A 25,167-nucleotide genomic window follows, 5' to 3' on the forward strand; every position below is an offset into this window, starting at 1 on the left:
TTCACCAGACTATAGAACGAATGATCCCTCTCATGCTTGACCTGACGGGCAGGAGGGTGCTTATCTTCGGCGGAGGCGGTGTCGGTGCCCGAAAGGCTGCATACTTTGAGCATGAGGCGGAGGTGACGGTGATCAGCCGTTCGTTCTCGCCGGACCTCGACGGTCTCGCGATCCGGCGGCAGGAAGCCGATCTCTCGGCTCTTTCGGACGAGTCGCTCCGTGACTTCCTCGCGGGTGCGTTCCTCGCGGTTGCCGCGACACCGGATCCGGAACTCAACGACCGTATCGGGAGACTGTGCGCCGGGGCGGGAATCCTCTTCAACAACGCTGCCGGCGAGCCCGGAGATGTCATCATCCCTTCGGTCGTCCGGGGCAGCCGCTTTCTCGTCGCGATCAGCACCCGCGGCAAGAGCCCTGCCGTATCCCGCTACCTCCGCACGAGGCTTGAGGCCGAGTACGCAGGCCTCGATCGGATGATCGACCTCCAGGATGAGATGCGCTCGATGCTCCGGGAGACCGAACCGGAGCAGGCAGAGCGGTCCCGCATCCTCTGGAGCATCCTCTCGGACGACGCTATCTGGGAGGCGCTGGCCTCCGACTACGGCCGGGCACGCGAACTGGCGATCGAGAGGTGCCTGCATGCCTGAACCGCTCATGATCCCCCTCGCGCTCGCGGGGATCAGCCACCACACCGCGGACATCGCCACACTCGAGGCGTTTCGGTTTCCCGACGAGGCGGCGTTCCTCCGCGAGGCGCGGGAGCGGTTCCGGGGCGCGCTGCTGCTCCAGACCTGCAACCGCATCGAGGTTCTGGTCCAGGGCGACGCACGGAGCCTCGACGGATTCCTGCAGGAGCAGGGCAGATGCGGCTTTACGGTCATCGAGGGCGAGGCTGTGCCCCGCCACCTCCTGGAACTGGCCGCAGGCGTCGACTCCCTGATCGTCGGCGAGGACCAGATCCTCGGGCAACTCAAACAGGCGCTCGCGGCCACGGAGGAGGCCGGGACCTGCTGCAGCGCTATCGGGCTCTGTATCAAGAAGGCTGTGCACGCGGGAGTCCGTGTCCGGCGCCAGACGCAGATCAACCGGGGAGCGGTCTCGGTCGGCTCCGCGGCCGTGACGCTTGCGGAGAACCTCCTCGGCACCCTGCGCGACCGGCATATCCTGGTCGTCGGGAGCGGAGAGATGGGTGTGCTGGTGGCGCAGGCACTCGCCGCCAGGGGTCTCACGGCCATCTACGTCGCCAACAGGACCTATGAGCGTGCGGTGATGCTTGCGGATAAGATCGGGGGGCGAGCGGTCAATTTCAAGGACCTCTACCGCTACATCACGCTCTCCGACGTCGTCATCTCCTGCACCGCCGCACCGCACCCGGTCATCAGGACAGAGGATATCCGGGCGGTGATGGAGGAACGGCTCTGGCCGCTCGACCCGCATCCCCGCCATCTGGTCCTCATCGATATCGCCCAGCCCCGCGACGTTGAGGACGGGGTGCGGTCGATTGAAGGCGTGCACCTCTTCACCATCGACGACCTCAGAAACGTCAACGACGCAGCCATGGAGTCCCGGAGGCACGAGGCGGACCGGGCACGAGGGATCATCGACGAGGAGGCCGAACACTTCGTCCGGCTCCTCCGCCGGACGGCAGCCGACGAGACGCTCGCTCTCCTCTACACCTGGGCGGAGTCAATACGGGCGCGTGAACGCGACCGGGCGCTCGCACGCCTGGGGCAGAAGGACGACCGCACGGCGGAGGTCGTCGATGACCTGACCCGTGCGCTCACCAAAAAGCTCCTCTCAGACGTGACGACGGCCATCCGTGTGAGCGCGGAGTGCGGCGATGCAGCAACGGCAGAGGCCCTGATGAGGGCGATTACCCGGGGAGAATCATGTTTCCAGAACGAAGAATGAGACGGATGCGGCGGCGGCTAGTCCAGCCGCTCCTCCGCGAAACCGAACTTCGAAAGACCGACTTTATCGCGCCGGTCTTCGTGGACGAATCGATCAGCGCACCGCTTCCGATCGCCTCGATGCCGGGGCAGTTCCGGTATCCGGTGGACGGCGTCGCCGACTATTGCCGGTCTCTCTCCGACGCCGGCATCCGGGCGGTGATCCTCTTCGGGGTTCCGGCCGCAAAAGACAGCGCGGCGACCGAAGCTTACGCGGCGGACGGCGTCGTCCAGCGGGCCGTCCGGAACATCAAGGAGCGGTTGCCGGAGATGGTGGTCGTGACCGACGTCTGCGCCTGCGAGTACACCGACCACGGCCACTGCGGCATCGTCGGGGAGACTGTCGACGGCCCCGACCTCCTAAACGACCCCTCGCTTGAACTGATGGCGCAGATAGCCGTCTCCCACGCACGGAGCGGCGCCGATATCGTCGCGCCGTCGTGCATGCTCGACGGGATGGTGCGGGCGATCCGGCAGGCTCTCGACGCCGCCGGATACCAGGACGTCCCGATCATGTCCTACTCCTCGAAGTTTGCGAGCGCTCTCTACGGGCCGTTCCGCGACGCGGCGGACTCGGGATTCAGTTTCGGCGACCGGACGACCTACCAGATCTGTCCGGGGAACGCCCGCGAGGCGGTGATGGAGTCGGAGCTCGACGTGGCCGAAGGGGCGGATATCCTGATGGTCAAGCCCGCGGGGGCTTACCTCGACATCCTCGCGGCCGTCGCGGAGTTCGGGCTGCCGGTCGCGGCCTACCAGGTCAGCGGGGAGTACGCGATGATCAAGGCCGCCGCAGAACGCGGGTGGCTGGACGAGCGTGCCGTCGCCCTCGAGACCCTCACCGCCATCAAGCGCGCCGGGGCCGACCTGATCATCACCTACTTTGCAGAAGACGCGGCGAGGTGGCTCGATGAAGAGCAGTGACCTCTTTGCCCGCGCACAAACCCTGATGCCGGGCGGCGTCAGCAGCCCCGTCCGGGCGATCAAGCCGTATCCGTTCTATGTGGAGCGCGCCGCGGGATCACACCTTACGACCGTCGACGGGACCGATCTCATCGACTGCTGCCTCGGCTACGGCCCCCTCATCCTCGGGCACGCCCACCCCGCGGTCCGGGAGGCGATTGAGCGCCAGCTCGAGAAGGGGTGGCTTTACGGCACGCCGACGCCGCTCGAGCTCGACCTTGCGGGCGTCATCACCGGCGACCATCCCGCGGTCGAGATGGTCCGTTTCGTCTCGTCGGGCTCTGAAGCGACGATGGCCGCGATCCGGCTCGCCCGCGGCTACACGGGTAAGCAGGACATCATCAAGATCGAGGGCGGGTTCCACGGCGCCCACGACGCGGTCCTCGTCAAGGCCGGGTCGGGGGCGACGACCCTCGGGGTGCCCGACTCCGCGGGCGTCCCTGCGAGCCTCGTGGCGCACACCCGGCAGGTTCCCTACAACGACCCCGAGGCGCTTGAGACGCTGCTTGCCGAAGACGACGACGTCGCTGCGTTCATCCTCGAACCGGTCATGGGGAACGTCGGCCCGGTCCTCCCCGATGACGGCTACCTCGCCGACGTCCGGGAGATCACCGCCGCCTACGACGTCCTCCTCATCCTCGACGAGGTGATCACCGGCTACCGGGCCGGGATCGGCGGCGCGGAAGTGCTCTACGGGGTGAAGCCGGATCTCGCCACGTTCGGCAAGATCATCGGCGGCGGCCTCCCCATCGGGGCGTTCGGGGGGCGGCGCGATATCATGGAACTGGTCGCCCCCGCCGGCCCCGTCTACCAGGCGGGCACGTTCAGCGGCAACCCGGCAAGCCTCGCGGCGGGGTACGCGGCGCTTCGCCACCTGCACGAGCACCCGGAGATCTACCGGCGGCTCGACGAGGCCACGCGGGCGATCGGGGAGGCCGCCGCGGATGCGGGCAAGGGAACATTCGTCAGGATAGGATCGCTCTTCAAGCACTTCTTCCGCAGCGAGCCGCCGCGAGACTACCGCGAGGTCAAGGAGTGCGACACAGAGGCATTCTCGCGGTTCTGGAAGGCGATGCTCGAGACCGGGATCTTCCTCCCGCCGTCGCAGTTCGAGACGAACTTCCTCTCGGCGGCGCATACGACACAGGATATCGAACAGATAGCGGATGCATACAGATCATGTCTCTTCGCATAGGCACACGGGGAAGCGCTCTCGCGCTTGCACAGACGAACAGGGTTGTCGGCATCCTCGCCGACGGGGGTATCGAGGCGGAGGTCATCACGGTCACGACCGAGGGCGACACCGCGACCGGCGTCCCGCTCCATGCCATCGGGGGGCAGGGAGTCTTCGTCCGGGCGCTCGACGACGCCATCCTCCGCGGCGAGATCGATGCGGCGGTGCACAGCATGAAGGACATCCCCGCGGCCCGCCCGGCGGGGCTCACCTGCTCTGCGGTGCTCGAGCGGGACTCGCCGGCCGACTTCCTGGTGCACGAGTGCCCCCTCGATGCGGTCTCCGTCATCGGGTCGTCGAGCACCCGGCGCCGTGCCCAGCTCCTCCGCGACGCCCCGGCGCTTGAGGTGAAGCAGCTCCGCGGGAACGTCGACACCCGGGTACGGAAACTCCGCGAGGGGCAGTACGACGCCATCGTGCTCGCGGAGGCGGGCCTCGAGCGCCTCGGGCTCACGCTGCCGGGGGAAGCCCTCCCCACCGACCGGTTCGTCCCGTCCCCGAACCAGGGGACCATCGCAGTCGTCTGCCGGGACGACCCGGCCGTCGCCGGCGCCTTCGCGCCGCTCGACCACGCGCCGACCCGCCTCGACGTCGAGATCGAGCGTGCCGTCATGGAGGAGGTCGGCGGCGGGTGCTTCACCCCGCAGGGGATCTACTGCCGGGACGGGGACCTGATAGCCGAGGTGCTTGCGCTCGACGGTTCAAGGTGGGAGCGGATCGAGCGGCACGTCGCGACCGTTGGCGAAGCCCGGGAGTGGGGGCGGGCGCTGCGTGTGCAGGCGGCCGGACTGATCCGGGAGGCCTATGCGGCACTGGGGATAAAACCATGACCGGAAAAGCGTATCTTGTGGGGTCCGGCCCGGGTGGACTTGGCCTCATGACGATGAAGGCCCGCGAGGTGATCGACGGAGCGGACGTGATCCTCTACGACCAGCTCCCGGGCGAGGAGATCCTCGCGACGCTCCCGCGGGACGCCGAACTCATCGACTGCGGGAAGTACGGCGGGAGCCACACCCTCGAACAGGACGAGATCGAGGCGCTGATGGTCGAGCGGGTCAGGGCAGGGAAGACCGTCGTGCGCCTGAAAGGCGGCGACCCCTTCCTCTTCGGCCGCGGCGGGGAGGAGGTCGAGACGCTCCGGGAGCACGGCATCTCCGTCGAGGTGGTGCCGGGGGTGACGAGCGCCATCGCCGTCCCGGAGATGGTCGGCATCCCGGTTACCCACCGGCGATACGCGTCGCAGGCGACCTTCATCACCGGCCACGAAGACCCCACGAAGCCAGAGTCCGCCCTCGACTGGGAAGTACTCGCCCGTCTGAAGGGGACCCTCGTCATCCTGATGGGGGTAAAGAACCTCCCCGCCATTGCGGCGGCCCTCACCGCGAACGGCAAGGACCCCGCGACCCCGGTCGCGATCATCGAGCGGGGTCTCCGGCCCGACCAGCGTGTGACGGTCGGGACGCTCGCCGATATCGCCGATAAAGCCCGCGCCGCCGGCGTCCGGCCCCCGGCGGTGATCGTCATCGGGGGCGTCGTGAACCTCTATAATGGGGACGGGCTGTCGGAGTGAGGGGGGTTCTGCTTCTGCCCGTGTGCCATATAGGCAATCTCTTTTTTGCACTTGTTGCCCTTTTCGAGGCCTGTGTGGTTTTGCAGTAGCCTGAACGTCAGAAGTATGTGTGACCCCGGTACACAGAACTGCCAATGTGACAGAGCCCCATACACTGGACCGTGGGGGTATCGCCATTGGGGGAGGGGCTGACGGGGAGGGGGGCATCCCCTCTCCCCTGTCTCCACATACCAAGGGTTTCTTGTACTCCCCACCCCACCCGCGCTTCGCGCTCCTCCCCCGCCCCCTGGGGGGGCGGGGGCAGTGCGTGGCGATATCCGCCAGAAATCCGTGTCCGGGTCCGCTTGACCGTAGAATACGAGCATTTGAAGGGTGTGCGTTGTAAGCGTTCTCAAACATGGGATATCACTCGCCCCCGTCGTGCAGGAAAAATCCCCTCCTTCCCCCTGCACCACACCCGACAACCGGAATACTCTTTTCTCCCCACGCGCGTATTCTCATACGAGGATTACCATGCGGAGTGAGACGGTAAAGATTGGCTACCAGCGTGCTCCGAACCGGGCGCTGCTCAGGTCGCTCGGCGTCACCGACCGTGAGATGGATCAGCCCTTCATCGGGATAGCGAACGCGTACAACAACATCGTCCCCGGGCACCTTCACCTCCGGTCGATCTCGCAGAGGGTGCAGGAGGGTGTCGCGGCCGCGGGCGGCGTGCCGTTCGAGTTCGGGACCATCGGCATCTGCGACGGGATCGCGATGGGCCACGAAGGAATGCGCTACTCCCTCCCCTCGCGGGAGAACATCGCCGACGCCGTCGAGTTGATGGTCGAGGCGCACCGGTTCGACGGCCTGGTCTGCGTCTGTACCTGCGACAAGATCGTCCCCGGCATGCTGATGGCGGCGGTGCGTTGCAACATCCCGGCGATCGTCGTCACCGGCGGCCCCATGCTCCCCGGCTACGCGGCGGGCCGCGAACTCTCCCTCATCGACGTCTTTGAGGGCGTGGGCCGCGTCGCCGCCGGCACGATGAGCGAGGAGGAACTCGGGGAACTCGAGTGCGCGGCGATGCCCGGATGCGGCAGCTGCCAGGGGCTCTATACCGCAAACACCATGGCGTGCGTGACCGAGGCGCTGGGCCTCTCCCTCCCCGGGTGTGCGGCCATCCCTGCGGTCGATGCGGCAAAGCTCCGCATAGCCCGGGAGAGCGGTGAGCGAGCGGTCGGTCTCGTCCGGGAGGGTATCCGCCCGCGGGACATCATCACAAAAACAAGTCTCGCGAACGCCATCCGGGTGGACATGGCGCTCGGGGGATCGTCGAACACGGTGCTCCACCTGATGGCCGTCGCCCGGGAGGCGGACATCCCCCTCGACCTCGAGACCTTCAACACCGTCGCCGAGAAGACGCCGCACATCTGCCACATGCAGCCCGGCGGGCCGCACTCCATGCTCGCCCTCCACCGGGCAGGAGGCATCCCCGCGGTCCTCGCGATGCTCGAGCGTTACCTCGACGACTCCCCGACGGTCTCGGGCCGCTCGATCCTCGAGATCGCGAAAAGCGCACGGGTCGCCGACCCGGACATTATCAAGACGGCCGACGCCCCGGTCAGCCCCGCCGGCGGCCTGAAGATCGTGCAGGGAACGCTCGCCCCCGACGGCGCCGTTGTCAAGTGCGCCGCCGTCCCGGAGGCGATGTGGCGGCACCAGGGGCCGGCACGGGTCTTCGACGGTGAAGATGCCGCGATGGAGGCGATCATCCACCGCGAGATCACGGATGGCGACGTCGTCGTGATCCGCTACGAGGGACCGCGAGGAGGACCCGGGATGCCCGAGATGCTCTCGCCGACATCCGCGCTGATGGGGCTCGGCTACGCCCGGGTCGCCCTGGTGACGGACGGTCGCTTCTCGGGCGGCACCCGAGGCCCCTGCATCGGGCATATCGCGCCCGAGGCCGCGGTCGGCGGGCCGATCGCCCTCGTGGAGGACGGCGACGAGATCGCGATCGACCTCTACGAAAAACGCCTCGACCTCTCTGTCGAGCCGGAAGTCCTGGATGAACGGCGCCGGGCCTGGAAACCGCCGGCGCGCCAGCTTACCGGCGTGCTTGCCCGGTATGCACGGACCGTCGAGCAGGCGAACCTCGGCGCCGTCCAGAGGTAACCTTCCTTTTTTGGCGGGGAGCGCATGTTCCTCACCGGCACCGTGGCCCCGGTAAACAATCTGTTATCATTAACACAAATCCCTGGTTATATGGGTTTATTGCAACGCGTGGTGCATTCGGTACCCCGAACACCCGATTTGAGCGTTGATGCACAGGGATGATCCGATGTGTCAGGCCCCATTGCGGGCTGGAACGCTGTTCTTTTTCCCGGCTCATCTTGCCGCAATCTCAAGCCATACATATTTTTAAACAGCCGGGCATAATCCCCTTTTCAGGCGCACCCGTCCGGGACGGTCGCCCATATCAGCCTTACGGAGTATACGGATGATAGAGAAATTTCTTGATGGCAACAAGCGCTTCCTGGAGGAAGATTTCGCAAAAGATCCAGAGCATTACGCTCCGCTGGTGTCGGCCCAGCACCCGGAGGTCCTCTGGGTAGGATGCTCCGACTCAAGAGTAAACCCCGAGCGCATCACCGGCGCGAAAGCCGGGGAAATCTTCGTGCAGCGCAACATCGGCAACATTGTTCCGATTCACGACTGGAACTTCGCGACCGTGCTCGAATATGCGGTCAACCACCTCAAGGTCGGGGATATCGTCATCTGCGGGCACTCGGACTGCGGCGCCATAAAGGCGCTGGACCATGAGAGCAAGGATGCGTATGTCCCGCTCTGGCTGAATAACGCGATGGAGGCAAAACGCCGGGTCGATGCCAGAATCCCTGCGCCGAAGAACCCCGAAGAAGAGAAGAACCGGCTGCGTCTCATCGAGACCGAGAACGTCGCCCTGCAGCTCGAGCACCTCCGCACCTACCCGCCGGTCAGGGCCGCGGAAAAAGAAGGGCGGGTCAAACTTCATGGCCTGTACTTCGACCTTGCAACCGGCGAGCTGACGAAGATATTCTAGGACTCTTCAAGGGCATAATCAATCTCTTCTTTTATCAGGTTGAGCGAAACCCTCCCGATCGACGTAAGCCTGCCGTTGATCAGGATGATCGGGATAGGAGGATGGCGTTCCTCGATGATCTCCCTGATATAGTCGGGCACCTCCTCGTCGATCAGCGTCGTCTTCACCTCGACCTTCTCGCCGTACCCGGCGAGAAGTTCGTCACGCAGGGCGCTGATAGCGTCCATCAGGCTATTCGAGGGGTAGCAGGTCTCGAGGCCGCAGGATCTCGTCTCGTCGCAGGGAAACGGGCCGCATTCGGATTCCGCAAACCCGACAATCTCAACAGTTACTTCTGCCATGCATCATCGGTGGGGGACGAATGCTATATTATTCTTCGTCTCGGGGAGCAAGCAGCGCACGCAAAGCCGCCCGGACGTCGTCTTCGACCCCGCCGATCGTTTCCACGTCCCGGACCCGGTCGAGGTCGCCGATCAGCACCGGGTCGGCGGGACGGATGCCCAGGTTCTCCATGAACATACCCACCACGCGCGTTACGCAGATGAACGGCTCGGTCCCCCCCCGTCCCGCGACAGCGACAAGCAGGCCCCGGGCGTGGACCTTCTTGCCCAGTACCTTCTCCCGGGCATGAAGCCACTGGCAGCGGTCCATCACCGCCTTGAGAGCCGCCGGGACGGTACCGGTGTAGACCGGGGTGCAGACGACGACCACGGAAGCGGACTCAAGGGCGCGGATGATCGGGGGCATATCGTCCTCGACCGGGCAGTAGCCCTGGTCGTAGCAGACGTAGCAGCCGATGCACGGGCGGATCTCCATCTCCTGCAGGTAGAAGACCCGGGATGTGAGGCCGGCCCGTGTGGCCTCGTCGTCGCACCACGACGCAACCTTCGCGGAGTTGCCGAACCGGCGCGGGCTCCCCTGCAGGATGACGACGTCGGCCGTGCCGGTGCCCGGGAGCGGGCGGGTGAAGACGCGCGGCCGGGTGTAGAGATGGGGGCGGGACGCCACGTCGTGCGCGAGCCGGGCGAAGACGATCTCCGCCGCCTTCCGGGTGTCGAAGAGGGAGCTCTCGGGTGCACTCTCGTAGGTGTTGATCGCGTAGGTGTAGACCGTCTCGGTCCCGCGGAGAACATCGACGGTATACCGGATCATGCCCGGGTAGATGTCTCCCAGGTCGTCCTGGACAAGCCTGAGCGTGAAAGTCCCCTCGGGCGTCTCGATGGTCTGGATCTTCTCTGCCGCGCTCTCGCTCATTGTGTGTCATCTCACGCCCTGCCGGCTTCAATATTTCGGGTATCCGGGAGCCCGCCGTTTCGGGTTTTCTGCAGAGGTGCGGGGGCGGGCGTTCGATCTGTCATTACCGTTAATAAGGAATCTGATCCACATGGTATGGTAATTCATGAAGGCGGTTCTGGGTCTTGAAGACGGAACATTTGTTGTAGGGGATGGTTTTGGCGTTGAGGGGACATGTTCCGGCGAACTCGTCTTCACGACGCAGATGACCGGTTACATGGAGGCATTGACTGACCCCAGTTATGCCGGACAGATTTTGATGTTTACGTATCCCCTCATCGGGAACTATGGTGTAGATCAGCAGAATTTCGAGAGTCCAATGGTTCATGCGCGGGGCTGCGTCGCGCGTGAGATCGCCGCGGTGCCCGCCGCACGACCCTCGGTTGCAGACTATTTTGAAGAGAACGGCCTTTTTGGGATATCGGGCGTCGATACCCGCAGCCTGACGATAAAGACCCGGACGGTCGGCACGCTCAGGGCATCGCTCATCGTCGGCAGCGACGACGCCGAAGAAGCGGTCAGGCGCGCCCGGGCCGTCTCCCCGATCGGTGAAGTCGACCTCATCGGGAGCGTCTCCTGCGCTGAGCCCTACCAGGTCGCCGGGACCGGAAAGCGGATCGCCGTCATCGATCTCGGGGTGAAACGGCACATTCTCGAGAGCCTCGGCCACCGGGGCGCGGATATCCACGTCTTCCCGAACACCGCCGCACCGGACGAGGTGATGGCGGCAAAGCCCGATGCACTCTTCATCAGCAACGGTCCCGGCGACCCGAAGAGGGCGACGCACGCCATCCGGTGCGTCCGGGATCTTGCCGGCGAGGTGCCGGTCATCGGTATCTGCATGGGCATCCAGGTCGCCGCCCTCGCGCTCGGCGCCGAGACCTACAAGATGAAGTTCGGACACCGGGGGACGAACCAGCCGGTCCGCTACAAGGACGGGAGCATCTACATCACGACGCAGAACCACGGGTTCGCGGTGAACGATGAGACCCTGCCCGAAGGCTGCACGGTCTCGTACCGGAACGTGAACGACGGCACGGTCGAGGGGTTCGAGAACCGCGATCTTGCCGTCACCTGCGTCCAGTTCCACCCGGAGGCGCACGGCGGCCCCCGGGATACGGAGATGCACTTCTTTGACCGCATATACAGGGAGATTCCATAATGCCGAAGAAATCTCATATCAAGAAAGTTCTCATCATCGGTTCCGGCCCCATCCAGATCGGGCAGGCGGCCGAGTTCGACTTCTCGGGGTCGCAGGCCTGCCGCGCGCTCCGGGAGGAGGGCGTCGAGGTCGTTCTCGTCAACTCGAACCCCGCGACGATCCAGACCGACCCTGATACGGCGGACGTCATCTACATCGAGCCATTGAAGGCCGAACTCATCGCGAAGATCATCGCAAAAGAGAAGCCTGACGGGATCCTGAGCGGCATGGGCGGCCAGACCGGCCTCAACATGACCGCGGAACTCGCGGAGATGGGTGCTCTCGACGGCGTCGAGATCCTCGGGACGCCGCTCGAAGCGATCTACCGGGGCGAAGACCGGGAACAGTTCCGCGACCTGATGAACGCCATCGGCGAACCCGTCCCCCGGAGCATGATCCTCGAGAACATGAACCAGATCGACGAGGCGATCCGCGAGGTCGGTCTCCCGGCGATCCTCCGGCCGGCATACACCCTGGGCGGCTCCGGCGGCGGCGTGGCGCACACGCCTGAAGAGATGCGGCGGATCATCGAGATCGGGCTCGCCCGCTCCCGTATCCACCAGGTTCTGGTGGAGGAGAGCGTCGCCGGGTGGAAGGAGATCGAGTTCGAGGTGATGCGGGACGCGGCCGATACCTGCATCATCGTCTGCGGCATGGAGAATGTCGACCCGATGGGCATCCACACCGGCGAGAGCGTCGTCGTCGCGCCCATCCTCACCCTGCGGGACGACGAGTTCCAGACGCTCCGGACCGCCGCGATAAAGATCATCCGGGCGCTCGATGTCCAGGGTGGGTGCAACATCCAGTTCGCCTACCGCGATGGCGACTACCGGATCATCGAGGTGAACCCCCGGGTCTCGCGGTCGTCCGCGCTCGCCTCCAAGGCGACTGGCTACCCGATCGCCCGGGTTGCGGCAAAGATCGCGATCGGGCTCCGGCTCGACGAGATCATGAACACCGTGACCGGCGTCACCCCGGCATCCTTCGAGCCTGCAATCGACTACGTGGTGGTGAAGGTGCCGCGGTGGCCGTTTGACAAGTTCAAGTCGGCCGATCGGACGCTCACGACGGCGATGAAGAGCACCGGCGAGGTCATGGCGATCGGGCGGACGGTCGAGGAGGCGTTCAAGAAGGCGCTCCGGTCGCTCGATAACGACATGCAGCGGCACACGAGCCCAAGTGAGATCCGGATGATCCTTACGTCCCCGACGGACGAGCGGTTCGGGTGCCTCTTCGATGCCTTCCGCGAGGGGTTCACGGTCAGGGAGGTTGCCGAACTCACGGCGATCACGCCGTTCTTCCTTGAAAAGATCAAGAACATCGTCGACCTCGAGCGGAAACTCGAGACCGATTTCGAACCGGAGGACGTCAGGGCCGCCCGGCGCTACGGTTTCTCGGACGAAGACCTCCTGGCGCTGACGAAGAAGACCGGCGCCGAGATCGAGGCGCTCTCCGGGACGCCGACCTACAAGATGGTGGACACCTGCGCCGCCGAGTTCCCGGCGACGACGCCCTACTTCTACTCTACCTGGGAGGGGGGGTGCGAGCTCTCCCGGGACGGCGCGAAGAAGGTGCTGATCCTCGGTTCCGGGCCGATCCGGATCGGCCAGGGGATCGAGTTCGATTACTGCACCGTCCACGCGGTGATGGCGCTGCGCGAGGAAGAGGGGATCGAGGTCCATATCGTCAACAACAACCCCGAGACGGTCTCGACCGATGCCGACACCTCCGATCGGCTCTTCTTTGAGCCGATGCAGCTTGAGGACGTCGTGAACATCCTCAAGAAGGACGACTATTACGGCGTCATGGTTCAGTTCGGCGGCCAGAACTCGGTGAACCTGGCCGTGCCGCTGGAAGCGGAGATCAAACGCCTCGATCTCCCGACGAAGATCCTCGGCACGTCGCCCGACGCCATGGACGCGGCGGAAGACCGCGACCGGTTCAGCCAGTTGCTCACCCGGCTTGGTATCCCGAGCCCGGCGAACAGTTCCGCCTACTCCGAGGAGGAGGCGCGGGAGATGGCCGGGGAGATCGGCTACCCGGTGCTGGTCAGGCCGTCCTACGTCCTCGGGGGTCGGGCGATGGAACTCGTCCACGACGAGGCCGAACTCGAGAGTTACATCAAGGAGGCCGTCCGGGTGAGCCGGAAGCACCCGGTGCTGATCGACTCGTTCCTCCAGGGCGCCGTCGAGATCGACGTCGACGCAGTCTCTGACGGAACGGACGTCCTGATCGGCGGCATCATGGAGCACATCGAGTGGGCCGGCGTCCATTCCGGCGACTCGGCCTGCGTCATCCCGCCGCAGTCCCTCTCCCCCTCGGTGATCGCGCGGGTGCGGGATTACACAAAGAAGATCGCCCTCGGCCTCGGGGTCGTCGGGCTGATCAACATCCAGTATGCCGTCCAGAACGACGTGCTCTACGTGCTGGAGGCGAACCCGCGTGCGAGCCGGACGGTGCCGTTCGTCGCGAAGGCGACGGGCATCGCGCTCGCGAAGATCGCGGCGAAGGTGATGGTGGGCCGGAAACTTGCCGATATGGGTGTCGCCGAGCCCGAGATCGAACACGTTGCAGTGAAGGAAGTGCTCCTCCCCTTCAACAAGCTCCCCGGCGTCGACACCGTCCTCGGCCCGGAGATGAAGAGCACCGGCGAGGTGATGGGGATCGACTACGACTTCGGCCGTGCCTACTACAAAGCATGCACCGCCGCGGACAACACCCTGCCGACGACGGGAAACGTCTTCATCTCGGTGACGGACGAGCAGAAGGAGGAACTCCTGCCGGTCGCCCGGAAGCTCCGCCAGCTCGGCCTCTCGCTTTACGGGACGAGCGGGACGGTCGACTTCCTCACCCAGAACGGTGTCGAGGCGAACCTTGTGCGGAAGGTCCAGGAAGGCTCCCCGAACGTCATCGATGCGATGCGTTCCGGCAGCATCCGGCTGATCATCAACACCCCGGCGGACAAGGCGTCCCGGCAGGACCACATCCAGATTATGCGGGCCGCCGTCGATTACGGCATACCCTACATCACCACGCTCCAGGCGGCCCGGGCAGCCGCGATGGCGATCGATGCCATCAAGCGCGAGGAGATCACCCTCGAGCCGCTCGGCCACTACCACGGGCTGGCGTAATTCGCCCCTCACGCACTCTTTTTCTATCGAACTTCATAGCCTCTCGCCGGAAGCACGGGGAGACTTTGGAGAGGAACCGTGCATGGCTTCCCACCGGCTTCGCACCTCCGGTGCTCTAGCTCTGCTCCTTCGGAGCATCGCACTCGCACCTAACGGTGCTCATGCTCCTGCCCTTCGGCCAGTCCCACTCCCCCTGTGGCGATAAACGATGCGTGCCCGAAGGGCAGGCGGAGTTCGAGCACCAAAGGTGCGAGTCTCCCACGGTCCACTGCACGGGGAGATGCTGGGAATGAACCGGGTTCCGGCTCGCCGCCGGGATACGGCTTTCCACCCAGTATCGTCATGGCTACACATCTCTTCACTAATGGAGACAGGGGAGTTCACCTCACGAACCCTTTCATAAATCCTCCTGCAAGGATGGCGGGGGAGAAGTGCTAGGGAAGAGTGGGGGCCGCCAGATAGCAAGCCAACAGGGTACGCGAAGCGTATAACGCGTGCTGAAAAAAAGAGGGGGTTATGCGTTCCCGAGCCAGACATCGACCGTGTCGCGGTTGGCATCGACCCACTTCTGTGCGGCCTCCTCTTCAGGCATGCCGCCCGCGATATCGGTCATGACCGACGCGATATCCTCGTTGGTCCACTCGAACCGCTCAAGGATGCCGTGGGCCTCCGGATCATCTTCCGCCAGGCCCTGCCGCGCGAGGGTCACGATATCCTCGGCCCCGCCGTAGACACCCTTCGGGTCTTCGAGGAACTTGAGGTCGTAGCGGCCGAACTTCCAGTGCGGCGACCATCCGGTCACCACGACCCACTCCTCATTGTTGATGGCGGAACCCAGCTCCGCCGCCATGCCGCCGCTGCTGCTCGCAACCAGCTCGTAGTTGAGACCGTACTCATCGATGGCCTGTTCGGTCCGGGTCATGATGCCCGCACCGGGCTCGATGCCGATGATCCTGCCGTCGAACTGATCGGCGACGTCGTTCATCTCCTCGATCGAGTCGATGGTCACGTAAGTCGGGACGACAAGCCCGATACGTGCCGCACCGGGGATGTTTTCATTGACGTAATCGATCTGGTCGCCGTACTGCTCCCAGTAGTGCTCGTGGGTGTGGGGGAGCCATCCGGTCGTCGTGAAGTCGACGTCTCCGCTGGCGAGAGCCTGGAAGAGCGGTCCCGCATCCACTGCGACCATCTCGACATTATATCCTGCTTCTTCAAAGACCTGTTTCATTACATTGCTGCTCGCGATGGCGCAGTCCCAGGTGACGTACCCAATACTGACTTCCTTTGCCTCGGCCGGCTCCGTACCGGTGCAGCCGGCAGAGAAGAGGCAGAGCGTCAGAATTAAGCCCATCAGTGCGAGCAGGCTTCCAATCTTTCGAACCATAATATTTCACCTTGTAGATTTTTGTCCCGCCAGAAGGCAGGCAGATTACATTCATAACCCGGCTGTGTGGGGTTCCGGGTTCTCACGAACTGTCCGGGACGGCGATTTGCCGACAGACCGGACATAGAGCAGAGGTGGCGATACATGCCACTCCTGGCGTGTTTGCACCCCAGGGCAAAACGGCCAGATTTTGACCAGTCAACTTATGGCCCTAACCGTATATAGGTTTTGCGGGTCCGGTTTGAAGAACGGAGCCTTCTTGAAACTTAATTTTGAAGTGCGTATAGTCAGGAAATAATTCTCGATGCGCCGACGACGTCGCCGTTCTGCCGTTGTTTGATTTCCGGGAAACACGTGAAAAAGTGTGAGATCCGATCCGCCTTTCCCGGTCACTGCCTCTCGTTGCGCTGCGGCACGAGGTTCTGTGTGATCCGGTCGAGGATGATCGCGATGATCACGATGGCAAGCCCCGCCTCGAACCCCATGCCGATATCCACCCGCTGGATGCCCACGAGCACCTGATAGCCGAGCCCTCCGGCACCGATCATCGATGCGATGACGGTCATGGAGAGGGCGAGCATGATGCACTGGTTCACCCCGGCCATGATGGTGGGAAGCGCAACCGGGAGCTGCACCTTGAGAAGTTTCTGCTGGGCCGTGGAGCCGAAGGCGTCCGCGACCTCGATCAGTTCGATCGGCACCTGTCGAATTCCGAGGTTGGTGAGGCGCAACGCCGGCGGCATCGCGAAGACGACCGTTGCGATGGTGCCCGGCACGTTCCCGAGGCCGAAGAAGATCACGGCGGGGATGAGGTAGACGAACGAGGGCATCGTCTGCATGAAGTCGAGGACCGGCCGGAGCGCTGCATTGATCGTGTCGCTTCCTGCGGCTGCGATCCCGAGTGGGATCGATATCACGAGCGCGACGATCGTTGAGACGAGGACGAGCGCCAGGGTGAGCATGGCCAGGTTCCAGAGTTGCAGGTCCCAGATCAGCAACAGGCCGAGCGCGGTGAGCCCTGCCAGTTTGATGTCGCGCCGGGTGACAAACCAGACCAGCACGCTTACGAGGATGATCAGGATCGGTGCCGGTATGGCGAGCAGGAGATCCTGCAACCCGCCGATGAGGAACCCGAGCGCTGCGCTAATGGCGTCGAGCAGCCAGCCGAAGTACTGCTCGATCCAGTCAACGAGCGCTTCGATGGCGTCTCCAATTGGTAATTTAGGCAGTTGCATTGACATCCTCCCCCTTTCTTGCCAGAGCGGCGAGTATGGCGCCGCGCGATATGACACCCCTGAGCCTGCCGGTATCGTCCACCACCGCCACAGGGTAGGGGCTCTCGACGATCAGCGATATGATGTCGGAAAGCGATGCATCGGGAGCCACGATGGGAACGTCGGTGATGAGGATGTCAGCGAGCTGCTTGCCCTTCTTGACGGCCTCGGCGGCGGCGTCGAGCGTCACCCGCCCACGAAGCATGCGCTGGCGCGTGATCACGAATATCCCCGGGATATCGTGCTCCTCCATGAGGTGCAGGGCAACCCTCGGGCCCGCGGTGCACTGGGCGACCGGCTCGGGGCGGCGCATCACCTCGCTTGCCGTGAGAACCCTCGTGAGGTCGACGTCGGCGACAAACTTCTCGACGTAGGCGTTCTCGGGGTTTGTCAGGATCTCCTCCGGTGTGCCGACCTGCACGATCGCACCGTCCTTCATCAGGGCGATGCGGTCGCCGAGTTTCAGCGCCTCGTCGAGGTCGTGGGTGACGAAGATGATCGTCTTGCCGAGCCGTTGCTGGAGGTCCAGAAGTTCGTCCTGCATGTCTCTGCGGATAAGGGGATCGAGGGCGCTGAACGCCTCGTCCATCAGGAGGATGTCGGGGTCGCTGGTGAGCGCGCGGGCAAGCCCGACACGCTGCTTCATGCCGCCGGAGAGTTCGTCGGGCATGCTTCCCCCGTAACCGCCGAGCCCCACCATCTGGAGCACTTCTTCGGCCTTCGTGTGCCGTTCTTCCGCCGGAACGCCCTGGATCTCGAGGCCGAAGGCGACGTTGTCGAGAACCGTCTTATGCGGGAGGAGAGCGAAACTCTGAAAGATCATCCCGAGCTTGCTTCGCCGGGTCTCTCGGAGTTCTTCCTGGCCCATGCCGACGATGTCCTCGCCGTCAAGCAGTATTTCGCCCTCGGTTGGTTCGATAAGCCGGTTGATGCAGCGCAGGAGCGTTGATTTCCCGCTCCCGGACAGCCCCATCAGGACGAATGTTTCGCCCGGTATGACATCGAACGAGACGTCATCGAGGGCCAGCGTCGATCCGGTCTCCTCGTAGATTTCGTCCTTCGTGCGGCCTGAACTATGGAGTTCCAGTGCCCTTTCCCAATTCTGGCCGAATACCTTGGTCAGGTTCCTTACGCTGATTATTGGTTGCAGCGATGTTGTGTTCTCTATGGTTGTGTCCTCTATGGGTATCTTCTCAAAAATGGCGGACTCCTCCAGCTTCACGTATTCTATGTTATCCGCTTTAAATTTTCGGGTTCCTTAAAAATCCCATACTTTTGGACGCTTTTCATTTTTAAGTCATTTTAACGTTTTTTTAACGCTGGGTTGTATAGGTGTCCAGTATTCTGCGATTTATCTATATTGTGCCGATAATTTTCTCTATAGTGTCCATTCTTCCGGTTCCGGGATCTCCTCCCTGTCCCCGGTGACACCGGCCGCGCAGGCAGGCGCCGGGTTCGCGCGATCGCCGCGGCAGCGCCTCCGAGACCTCCGCGTCCTGGCCTCCGGCATAAAACCAGGGAATGATCGGGCCTCCTGCCGGTGCGTCCGTCCATACCATTTCTTTTATTGGATGAAAGGTCATATCATTGTAGATTACTCCAGCCTGCCGTGAGGCAGGGAGGAACGCGGAGATCAGTACCATGGAAAAGGGAAAAATCGTCCTAGCATTTTCGGGAGGTCTCGACACCTCCATCTGTATTCCCCTCCTGCGCGAGCATTACGGGTTCGACGAGATCGTCACCGTTGCAGTCGACGTGGGCCAGCCCGAGGAGGAGATAACCCGGGCAACTGAGAAAGGCCGGATGCTTGCGGACAACCACTACACCATCGATGCGAAGGAGAAGTTCGTAGCGGACTGCCTCTTCCCGTCGATCAAGGCGAACGGGTCGTATGAGGGGTACCCGATGGGCACGGCGCTTGCCCGCCCGCTGATCGCCGAAGAGATCGTAAAGATTGCACAGCAGGAAGGCGCGTCAATGATTGCGCACGGGTGCACCGGCAAAGGAAACGACCAGCTCCGGTTCGACTTCATCTTCAGGTCCGCAGGGTATGATATCATTGCACCGATGCGCGAGATGAACCTGACCCGCGAGTGGGAGATCTGCTACGCACAGGAGCACAACGTTCCGGTGACGGTGGCGAAGGACAAGCCCTACAGCATCGACGAGAACTGCTGGAGCCGGAGCATCGAGGGCGGCAAACTCGAAGACCCGGCCTTCCACCCGCCCGATGACATCTACGCCTGGACGGTGTCGCCAAAGGATGCGCCCGACACGATGGAGGAGATCCGTATCGAGTTCGAGAAGGGAATACCGGTCGCTCTCAACGGGCAGAGGCTGCCTGGCCTTGCCCTGATCCGGGAATTGAACCGGATCGCCGGAAGGAACGGTGTCGGCCGCAACGATATGGTCGAGGACCGAATCCTCGGGCTGAAGGCCCGCGAGATCTACGAGCACCCGGCCGCGACCGTCCTCCTTGCCGCGCACGGCGATCTCGAACGCCTCGTCCTGACCCGCTCGGAGCTTGCGTTCAAGCGCATTGTCGACGATAAGTGGTCCGAGCTCGCCTACATGGGGCTCGTGCACGAACCGCTCTTCCACGCGCTCAATGCATTCATCGACACGACTCAGGAGCGCGCGAGCGGCACCGTGGACGTCGGCCTCTATAAGGGCAGCGTGAAGGTGCTTGGACGGAGCTCGGACGAAGCGCTCTACTCCGACGACCTTGTCTCCTTCGACTCAACGACGCTCGACCAGAACCACGCCGTCGGGTTCTCGAATTACTTCGGCCTGCAGGCACGCCTGCTTAAAAACCTCAAGAAATGTTGAAGGAGGTGCCTACAGCACCTTCTTCCCGGCTTCTTTTCCCGGCGTACACTCGAAGACGTCGGTGATCTTGATGACGATGAGCGATTTCGCCGGGTACTGGTGGCCCTTCGTCCTCACCTGGTCGCGGAACTTCTCGTAATCGGGGCCGGACGTCTTGATCTCCGTGTCGCCCTTCACCTGGAAGCAGCGCTTGGTATCCTGGTCGTAGAAGTAGAGGGCCACAACAGGGTTCTCTTTGAGGTTATCCAGCGTCTTTACCATGTAATTGTCCATGATCCAGACGGTGTCGTCAGCGACGAGCTGTATCGATGCCATCGGTGCCACGTTCGGGACGCCGCTCTTTGACGCCGTGGCCATTGGCATGACTTTGGTTTTGGTAAATATCTCCTTAATCTCACCTGAAAGCGCAACCATACGGTTCACCTCTCCCTGGAAGCGGAACGGGCGCGACGAAGCGCCGCAACCAGTCCGGTAATGTGGTTATCCGTGCTATCGATATATAAGCGCTCTGCTGGAACCGGCAGGGCCGGGCGTTTTGCGATGACCGCTCCCGGCATGTAACCGCATGCCTCAACCATCAAACTGCCGTCTGAATAGCCATAAACGACTCAGGAAGCCGGCATCCCGCTCCTTGACCGCAAGGACAACTTCTTGCGGGGTTCCGCCGGTTCTCCGGGTTCCGGGCACCATATGGTTGCATGGAAAGATATAAAGTGGGAGACGAGGAAAAGACTACTATGTGTGCCCGCTTTTTGGAGCGCTTTTTCAAACCTACACCGCATATCGTCGAAAGCCCGCCTCCGCCATCGCTCTCCCACGGGCCGGGCACGGGTGTTCCCGAGTACCGGGTGAAGCCCTACTTTATCGTGGCGTCTGTTGAGATGGGCAATACCACGACAAAGTGCATCCTGACCGGCACGAATCTCGAAACCGGCAGGTCCTATGTCATCAACAAGACCGTGACCATGAGCCGGGATGTCCGGCAGCCATTACCGGGCGAAACCATCTTCGGAAAAACCCTGGACGGTACGGAGCTGACGCGGGAGTCGGTTACGGAACTGGTGCGCGACACCCTGATTCAGTGCCATAATGACGCTCACCTGAGCATCAAGGACGACCTGGACTTCGTTGTCAGGAGCACCGGTGTCGTGGCGGCGATGGACTCTCCCGACCAGGTAGGAGACTTCGTTATTGCCCTTGCAAACGGCTGCCTCGCCGCGGGGGTTCCCCCGCGAAAGATGACGCCGCCGATGTCGATCGACAACCTCCCCCCAAAACTCCGGCAGTTCTCGTTTGCCGACCGTCTGGTCTTCGTCGGTGCGGTGGCCGGCGTCGTGCCGCCGGTCGGGTGTACGGGTGTCGAGATGGTGGCAAACGAGATGGAAGGCGAACTTGCGATGGCAGGCATCAAGGAGGGCGCTAAATGGACGGCGGTCGACTTCCGGAACCCCTGCATATCCATCGACTTCGGGACAACGCTCGACGGCCGGATCACGAGCGACGTCGCCCGCGATAACCCGAACCCGTTCGCCCAGACGGTCGGGAACTTCTGCGGGCTTGCAGGTGCCATACCGGATGCGATCGTCCGCGGCACCGGGCTCGTAAAGGGCCGGACGGGGACGGCTCTCGACCTCTTCGGCGACCACAGCATCAAGGGCACGTTCGGGGGCAGGAAGCGTTCCGTCGTCGAGGAGTACGTCGACCGGTGCCACGAGCACATCGATATCCGGATCGTCCCGCCCGACCGGACAAGGTTCGGGCGGGTCCCGGTCTGCGCGGAGGTGGCCGACAGGTCGGGCGTTGCCCTCATCGGGTGCGACTCGGGCGTCAACGGCAGCGAGATGCCGGATCTCGAGGCGATCGGGCGCGAGATTCACGAGAAGCACGGCATGGGCATGCTGACCGAGGTCGTCGACCTGGTCTGCGCGAGGATGGCGCTCCGGCTCATTGATGTCGCCGTCGAGAGAGGGATGGTCCCGCCGAACTCGTCGATCGGGTTCACCGGGCGGGCGGCGATCTCGGGGAGGAAGCCCGAGTATATCCTCAAGGGCGTAACGGAACGGAACCTCTACGACACCCCGAACGACCATCTGGTCTTTGTCGACGACGGCCTTGCCCGGGGGGCGGCACTGATGGGCAGGTGCATGAATTCTCTCGGGAAACCGAAGGCTCCGCTCGGCGGGGTGCGGGGAGGGCCATGTATTATGTCTCGCCGGATCAAAATAGGAAAGTAAGGATCTGGTAACCATGGCTGAAGAAGAACTCTACGATATGCTCGTTCCCCCGGGCGTGCCCCGCAGGATGATCTACGATGTCGTCGATAAGTTCGACGTGGAGGTGGTCCGGCGGCAACAGAGGATGGCGTTTGCGAACATGGATGGAGACGCGAGAGAACTGATTGCGTTCCGCGGGAAGAGAGAGGTCGTCGAAGAGGTGCAGAAGTACCTTTTTGAGCAGCTCAAAGAGTTCGTCGCGGAATAACTGCATCTTTTTTTGTTTGTGCGCCGGGGATTGCCGGTGTGGGGCATGGCTCCGGGGTGCGCGGTGTAAGCCGGGGTGGTGGTATGAGAGGGAGTTGCCGCACGGGGGCTGCTTGAGGGCATTCCGGGGCCTTCCTGGCAGGAAAATCTCGTCCAAGGATTTTTTAGAAATTTGGTCTTATTGGAACACCGCCCGGTGCACTGGACCGTGGGAGTATCGCCATTGGGGGAGGGGCTGACGGGGAGGGGGGTGCAGCCCCCCTCCCCTGTCTCCACTACATACAGAGACTTCTGTAACCCCCACCCCACCCGCGCTTCGCGCTCCTCCCCCGCCCGAGGGGCGGGGGCAGTGCGTGGCGATATCCACTGGAAAGCCGTGTATGGGAATAGGCGGTGTTCCAGTAAGAGCAGAGTTTGAGCACCGATAGTTCGAGGTGCGTAGAACCCTGAAAAATCCTTGGACGGGCTCCCTCCACCAGGGAATGCTATGACCCCCCGGCCGGATAACCCATCTCACCCATCGAACCCTGGGCGGAACAGTTGCAGCGATGTTTTAATCGACCGACGTCATCCCGCCCGCAATCAGCCGCATCAGCAGCGCCTTCTGCGCGTGGAGCCGGTTCTCGGCCTGGTCCCAGACGATGCTCTGCGGCCCTTCCATCACCTCATCGGTGATCTCCTCTCCCCGGTGGGCGGGGAGGCAGTGCATTACGAGAGCGTCGGGTGATGCCCGTGCAAGAAGGCGGGAGTCTATTGTATAGCCTTTGAGGGCCTGCAGGCGCTCGGAGCGCTCCTGCTCGTCCCCCATGGATACCCAGATGTCGGTGTAGATTACGTCTGCGTCCCTGACCGCTTCCTCCGGGTCCTTGACGATGCTGACTCTGCCCCCTGCCGCCTGCGCCTGACCGACAACTTTGTCCTTCGGCCGGTAACGCGGGGGGCTCGCGACCACGATCTCCATCCCTGTCAGGGCCGAGGAGAGGATCCACGAGTTGCAGACGTTGTTGCCGTCCCCGACCCACGCGAGTTTCAGGTCCCGGAGGTCGCCGAACCGCTCGCTCAAGGTCATGATGTCGGAGAGCACCTGACAGGGGTGCAGGCGGTCGGACAACCCGTTGACGACCGGGACGGACGAGTAGCGAGCGAACTCCTCGATGGCGTCGTGGCTGTAGGCGCGGATCATCACCGCATCGACGTAGCGGGCAAGCACCCGTGCCGTATCCCGGATCTCTTCCCCCCGCCCGAGCTGCATATCCTGGGGATTTAAGAAGAGTGCGTGGCCGCCAAGGTCGGACATCCCCACCTCGAACGAGACCCGGGTGCGGGTGGACGCCTTCTCAAAGATCATGCCGAGGCTCTTTCCTCTCAGGTATTCATGCGCGGTCCCTGCACACTTCAGCCTTTTAAGATGCATCGCGTCGGCGATGATGTTCTCAAGTTCGTACTCGTCGATATCGGTGATCGAGAGAAAATCCTTCTTCATGCAATCTCCTTCATATGCCGGCATCGCTTCTCGAGGATCTTTTGGGTGCCGATGTCCCTGCGGTAAAAGACGCTTCCTGAGACGGAAGATGCCGCTTTCTCGGCAATTGCTTCAGCCTCCTCAAGCGTCTCGCCCCTCCCGACGAACGCGAGCGTCCGCGACGTCAGGGTATAGAGTGTTCCGTCCCGTTCTTCTACGTTTGCGTAGTAGAGCAGAGCGTCGCCGTAGTCGCCAAGGACGAGTGGTTCGTGGGCCGCAGGGGCCTCCGGGTATCCTTCGGGGACGAGATACTTGCAGACCGTCGCGTTATGAGCGAACCGGACGTGTGATGGCGAGAGGTCGCCCTCGATGATATGGCGAACGATCCCGGCGAAGTCTGATTCCAGGAGCGAGAGGACGTTCATGGCCTCAGGGTCCCCGAAGCGGGCGTTAAACTCGATGACCTTTGGGCCGTCGCGGGTGTTCATGAACTGGCCGTAGAGTATCCCCCGGTACGGCGTTCCCTCGTCCCGGATGGCAGCGACCGTATCTTCCATGATCCGGAGCGCCTTCTCGTAGTCTGAGGAGGTGACAAAGGGGAGCATATGGTCCGGCAGAGAGTATGAGCCCATGCCGCCGGTGTTCGGCCCCACATCCCCCTCGTATGCACGTTTGTGGTCCTGCACGAGTGGCATGGGCACCAGATGCTTGCCATCGACGAACGCCTGAAGCGTAAATTCTTCCCCGATGAGCCGCTCTTCCAGCACGATGTCTCCCCCGATCTCCCGGGAGTACTCGACCGCCCCCGCCACATCGACGTGCTCGCCCATGATCCGCACGCCTTTTCCACCGGTAAGGCCGATGGGTTTGACGGCAAGATCGCCATCGTAGGCCTCGATGAACCGCCGTGCCTCCTCCGGATCGTGGCAGACCCGGTATTCCGGACACCCTGCGATCCCGTGCCGCTCCATCAGCTGGCGGCAGAACGCCTTGTCCGTCTCAAGCCGGGCCGCGGCCCGGGTCGGCCCCACGCAGGGTATCCCCGCCGCTTCGAGGTGATCGACGATGCCTGCTTCAAGGGGCGCCTCCGGCCCGATGACCGCGGCATCTACCCCGCAATCGACGGCAAATGGTATTATTTTCTCGATATTAGTCTCTTTTTCAAGGAGCACCCGTTCCGCGAGCCGGGCAATCCCCGGGTTCTTGCGTGCCATGACAGAAAAAATTCGCACATCACTGTTGCAGGAAAGCGCTCTGGTGATCGCATGTTCCCTGCCACCACCACCTACAACGAGTACTTTCATATCCATCATATTCGCCTGCTCTTAAA

The 25,167-nt window shown here is 63.1% G+C and carries 21 protein-coding genes; 13 read left to right on the forward strand and 8 right to left on the reverse strand.

The genetic code is table 11. The features are described from left to right. The first annotated feature begins 20 nt into the window (after positions 1-20). The 8 genes from HL657_RS10180 to HL657_RS10215 all read left to right on the forward strand — a co-directional run bounded on the left by HL657_RS10180 (position 21) and on the right by HL657_RS10215 (position 8,780). Entirely contained in the window at positions 21-647 is a 627-nt protein-coding gene (locus HL657_RS10180; RefSeq protein ID WP_317296709.1) for a precorrin-2 dehydrogenase/sirohydrochlorin ferrochelatase family protein, read from the forward strand. Then, positions 640-1,911, forward strand: a complete 1,272-nt coding sequence (hemA, locus tag HL657_RS10185; protein WP_317296710.1) for a glutamyl-tRNA reductase — start codon at positions 640-642, stop codon at positions 1,909-1,911. The genes HL657_RS10180 and hemA overlap by 8 nt, the downstream gene beginning before the upstream one ends. Beyond that, positions 1,890-2,873, forward strand: a complete 984-nt coding sequence (gene hemB, locus HL657_RS10190) for a porphobilinogen synthase (RefSeq protein WP_317296711.1) — start codon at positions 1,890-1,892, stop codon at positions 2,871-2,873. The genes hemA and hemB overlap by 22 nt, the downstream gene beginning before the upstream one ends. After that, positions 2,860-4,107: a glutamate-1-semialdehyde 2,1-aminomutase gene (hemL, locus tag HL657_RS10195; RefSeq protein ID WP_317296712.1), complete on the forward strand. Its 1,248-nt coding sequence runs from the start codon at positions 2,860-2,862 to the stop codon at positions 4,105-4,107. Before hemB ends, hemL begins: the two co-directional genes overlap by 14 nt. Next, on the forward strand, positions 4,092-4,976 hold the full coding sequence (gene hemC / locus HL657_RS10200; RefSeq protein WP_317296713.1) for a hydroxymethylbilane synthase: 885 nt from the start codon (positions 4,092-4,094) through the stop codon (positions 4,974-4,976). Before hemL ends, hemC begins: the two co-directional genes overlap by 16 nt. Further along, on the forward strand, positions 4,973-5,716 hold the full coding sequence (gene cobA, locus HL657_RS10205) for a uroporphyrinogen-III C-methyltransferase (protein ID WP_317296714.1): 744 nt from the start codon (positions 4,973-4,975) through the stop codon (positions 5,714-5,716). The genes hemC and cobA overlap by 4 nt, the downstream gene beginning before the upstream one ends. Before the next feature lie 513 nt (positions 5,717-6,229). Next, on the forward strand, positions 6,230-7,873 hold the full coding sequence (gene ilvD / locus HL657_RS10210) for a dihydroxy-acid dehydratase (RefSeq protein ID WP_317296715.1): 1,644 nt from the start codon (positions 6,230-6,232) through the stop codon (positions 7,871-7,873). Positions 7,874-8,198: 325 nt separating this feature from the next. Beyond that, positions 8,199-8,780, forward strand: a complete 582-nt coding sequence (locus HL657_RS10215) for a carbonic anhydrase (protein WP_317296716.1) — start codon at positions 8,199-8,201, stop codon at positions 8,778-8,780. Here the strand turns inward: HL657_RS10215 and HL657_RS10220 are convergent. Continuing rightward, the gene (locus HL657_RS10220) at positions 8,777-9,121 is read right to left on the reverse strand and encodes a hypothetical protein (RefSeq protein WP_317296717.1); all 345 of its coding nucleotides are present in this window, start codon (positions 9,119-9,121) and stop codon (positions 8,777-8,779) included. The genes HL657_RS10215 and HL657_RS10220 overlap by 4 nt on opposite strands. 28 nt (positions 9,122-9,149) lie before the next feature. Then, positions 9,150-10,034: a flavodoxin family protein gene (locus HL657_RS10225; protein WP_317296718.1), complete on the reverse strand. Its 885-nt coding sequence runs from the start codon at positions 10,032-10,034 to the stop codon at positions 9,150-9,152. Positions 10,035-10,179: 145 nt separating this feature from the next. Between HL657_RS10225 and carA the strand changes: the two genes are divergently transcribed. Both carA and carB read left to right on the forward strand, forming a co-directional pair. Beyond that, a complete protein-coding gene (gene carA / locus HL657_RS10230) occupies positions 10,180-11,235 on the forward strand; it encodes a glutamine-hydrolyzing carbamoyl-phosphate synthase small subunit (RefSeq protein WP_317296719.1) in 1,056 nt (351 codons plus the stop codon). Further along, positions 11,235-14,405 (forward strand): carbamoyl-phosphate synthase large subunit, encoded by a 3,171-nt coding sequence (gene carB, locus HL657_RS10235; protein ID WP_317296720.1) that lies wholly within the window; start codon positions 11,235-11,237, stop codon positions 14,403-14,405. Before carA ends, carB begins: the two co-directional genes overlap by 1 nt. Positions 14,406-14,919: 514 nt before the next feature. Here the strand turns inward: carB and HL657_RS10240 are convergent. The 3 genes from HL657_RS10240 to HL657_RS10250 all read right to left on the reverse strand — a co-directional run bounded on the left by HL657_RS10240 (position 14,920) and on the right by HL657_RS10250 (position 18,288). Then, positions 14,920-15,792, reverse strand: a complete 873-nt coding sequence (locus HL657_RS10240; RefSeq protein ID WP_317296721.1) for a glycine betaine ABC transporter substrate-binding protein — start codon at positions 15,790-15,792, stop codon at positions 14,920-14,922. A 389-nt stretch (positions 15,793-16,181) separates the two neighbouring features. After that, on the reverse strand, positions 16,182-17,027 hold the full coding sequence (locus HL657_RS10245; protein WP_317296722.1) for an ABC transporter permease: 846 nt from the start codon (positions 17,025-17,027) through the stop codon (positions 16,182-16,184). After that, entirely contained in the window at positions 17,014-18,288 is a 1,275-nt protein-coding gene (locus HL657_RS10250) for a quaternary amine ABC transporter ATP-binding protein (protein ID WP_317296723.1), read from the reverse strand. The genes HL657_RS10245 and HL657_RS10250 overlap by 14 nt, the downstream gene beginning before the upstream one ends. Before the next feature lie 419 nt (positions 18,289-18,707). On the opposite strand from HL657_RS10250, the gene HL657_RS10255 reads away from it, so the two are divergent. Beyond that, positions 18,708-19,895 (forward strand): argininosuccinate synthase, encoded by a 1,188-nt coding sequence (locus HL657_RS10255; protein ID WP_317296724.1) that lies wholly within the window; start codon positions 18,708-18,710, stop codon positions 19,893-19,895. A gap of 9 nt (positions 19,896-19,904) precedes the next feature. Here HL657_RS10255 and HL657_RS10260 read toward each other — a convergent pair whose 3' ends face one another. Next, on the reverse strand, positions 19,905-20,309 hold the full coding sequence (locus HL657_RS10260) for a pyridoxamine 5'-phosphate oxidase family protein (protein WP_317296725.1): 405 nt from the start codon (positions 20,307-20,309) through the stop codon (positions 19,905-19,907). Between the two features lie 323 nt (positions 20,310-20,632). Between HL657_RS10260 and HL657_RS10265 the strand changes: the two genes are divergently transcribed. After that, the gene (locus tag HL657_RS10265; protein ID WP_317296726.1) at positions 20,633-22,129 is read left to right on the forward strand and encodes a methanogenesis marker 14 protein; all 1,497 of its coding nucleotides are present in this window, start codon (positions 20,633-20,635) and stop codon (positions 22,127-22,129) included. Between the two features lie 13 nt (positions 22,130-22,142). Further along, positions 22,143-22,376, forward strand: a complete 234-nt coding sequence (locus HL657_RS10270; protein WP_317296727.1) for a hypothetical protein — start codon at positions 22,143-22,145, stop codon at positions 22,374-22,376. A 552-nt stretch (positions 22,377-22,928) separates the two neighbouring features. On the opposite strand, the gene argF is transcribed toward HL657_RS10270, so the two are convergent. Together argF and purD are read right to left on the reverse strand one after the other, a co-directional pair. Further along, positions 22,929-23,858: an ornithine carbamoyltransferase gene (gene argF / locus HL657_RS10275; RefSeq protein ID WP_317296728.1), complete on the reverse strand. Its 930-nt coding sequence runs from the start codon at positions 23,856-23,858 to the stop codon at positions 22,929-22,931. Further along, complete coding sequence (gene purD, locus HL657_RS10280) at positions 23,855-25,147, reverse strand: phosphoribosylamine--glycine ligase (protein WP_317296729.1); 1,293 nt, start codon at positions 25,145-25,147, stop codon at positions 23,855-23,857. The genes argF and purD overlap by 4 nt, the downstream gene beginning before the upstream one ends. Between the last annotated feature and the right edge of the window lie 20 nt (positions 25,148-25,167).

This window comes from Methanoculleus nereidis, from assembly GCF_032944295.1.
Classification (GTDB): domain Archaea; phylum Halobacteriota; class Methanomicrobia; order Methanomicrobiales; family Methanoculleaceae; genus Methanoculleus; species Methanoculleus nereidis.

Bases quoted from the DNA above. Each gene is read 5' to 3' on its own strand.
- HL657_RS10180 (WP_317296709.1), top strand. From the start codon at position 21: ATGATCCCTCTCATGCTTGACCTGACGGGCAGGAGGGTGCTTATCTTC.
- hemA (WP_317296710.1), top strand. From the start codon at position 640: ATGCCTGAACCGCTCATGATCCCCCTCGCGCTCGCGGGGATCAGCCAC.
- hemB (WP_317296711.1), top strand. From the start codon at position 1,890: ATGTTTCCAGAACGAAGAATGAGACGGATGCGGCGGCGGCTAGTCCAG.
- hemL (WP_317296712.1), top strand. From the start codon at position 2,860: ATGAAGAGCAGTGACCTCTTTGCCCGCGCACAAACCCTGATGCCGGGC.
- hemC (WP_317296713.1), top strand. From the start codon at position 4,092: ATGTCTCTTCGCATAGGCACACGGGGAAGCGCTCTCGCGCTTGCACAG.
- cobA (WP_317296714.1), top strand. From the start codon at position 4,973: ATGACCGGAAAAGCGTATCTTGTGGGGTCCGGCCCGGGTGGACTTGGC.
- ilvD (WP_317296715.1), top strand. From the start codon at position 6,230: ATGCGGAGTGAGACGGTAAAGATTGGCTACCAGCGTGCTCCGAACCGG.
- HL657_RS10215 (WP_317296716.1), top strand. From the start codon at position 8,199: ATGATAGAGAAATTTCTTGATGGCAACAAGCGCTTCCTGGAGGAAGAT.
- HL657_RS10220 (WP_317296717.1), bottom strand. From the start codon at position 9,121: ATGGCAGAAGTAACTGTTGAGATTGTCGGGTTTGCGGAATCCGAATGC.
- HL657_RS10225 (WP_317296718.1), bottom strand. From the start codon at position 10,034: ATGAGCGAGAGCGCGGCAGAGAAGATCCAGACCATCGAGACGCCCGAG.
- carA (WP_317296719.1), top strand. From the start codon at position 10,180: ATGAAGGCGGTTCTGGGTCTTGAAGACGGAACATTTGTTGTAGGGGAT.
- carB (WP_317296720.1), top strand. From the start codon at position 11,235: ATGCCGAAGAAATCTCATATCAAGAAAGTTCTCATCATCGGTTCCGGC.
- HL657_RS10240 (WP_317296721.1), bottom strand. From the start codon at position 15,792: ATGGTTCGAAAGATTGGAAGCCTGCTCGCACTGATGGGCTTAATTCTG.
- HL657_RS10245 (WP_317296722.1), bottom strand. From the start codon at position 17,027: ATGCAACTGCCTAAATTACCAATTGGAGACGCCATCGAAGCGCTCGTT.
- HL657_RS10255 (WP_317296724.1), top strand. From the start codon at position 18,708: ATGGAAAAGGGAAAAATCGTCCTAGCATTTTCGGGAGGTCTCGACACC.
- HL657_RS10260 (WP_317296725.1), bottom strand. From the start codon at position 20,309: ATGGTTGCGCTTTCAGGTGAGATTAAGGAGATATTTACCAAAACCAAA.
- HL657_RS10265 (WP_317296726.1), top strand. From the start codon at position 20,633: ATGTGTGCCCGCTTTTTGGAGCGCTTTTTCAAACCTACACCGCATATC.
- HL657_RS10270 (WP_317296727.1), top strand. From the start codon at position 22,143: ATGGCTGAAGAAGAACTCTACGATATGCTCGTTCCCCCGGGCGTGCCC.
- argF (WP_317296728.1), bottom strand. From the start codon at position 23,858: ATGAAGAAGGATTTTCTCTCGATCACCGATATCGACGAGTACGAACTT.
- purD (WP_317296729.1), bottom strand. From the start codon at position 25,147: ATGGATATGAAAGTACTCGTTGTAGGTGGTGGTGGCAGGGAACATGCG.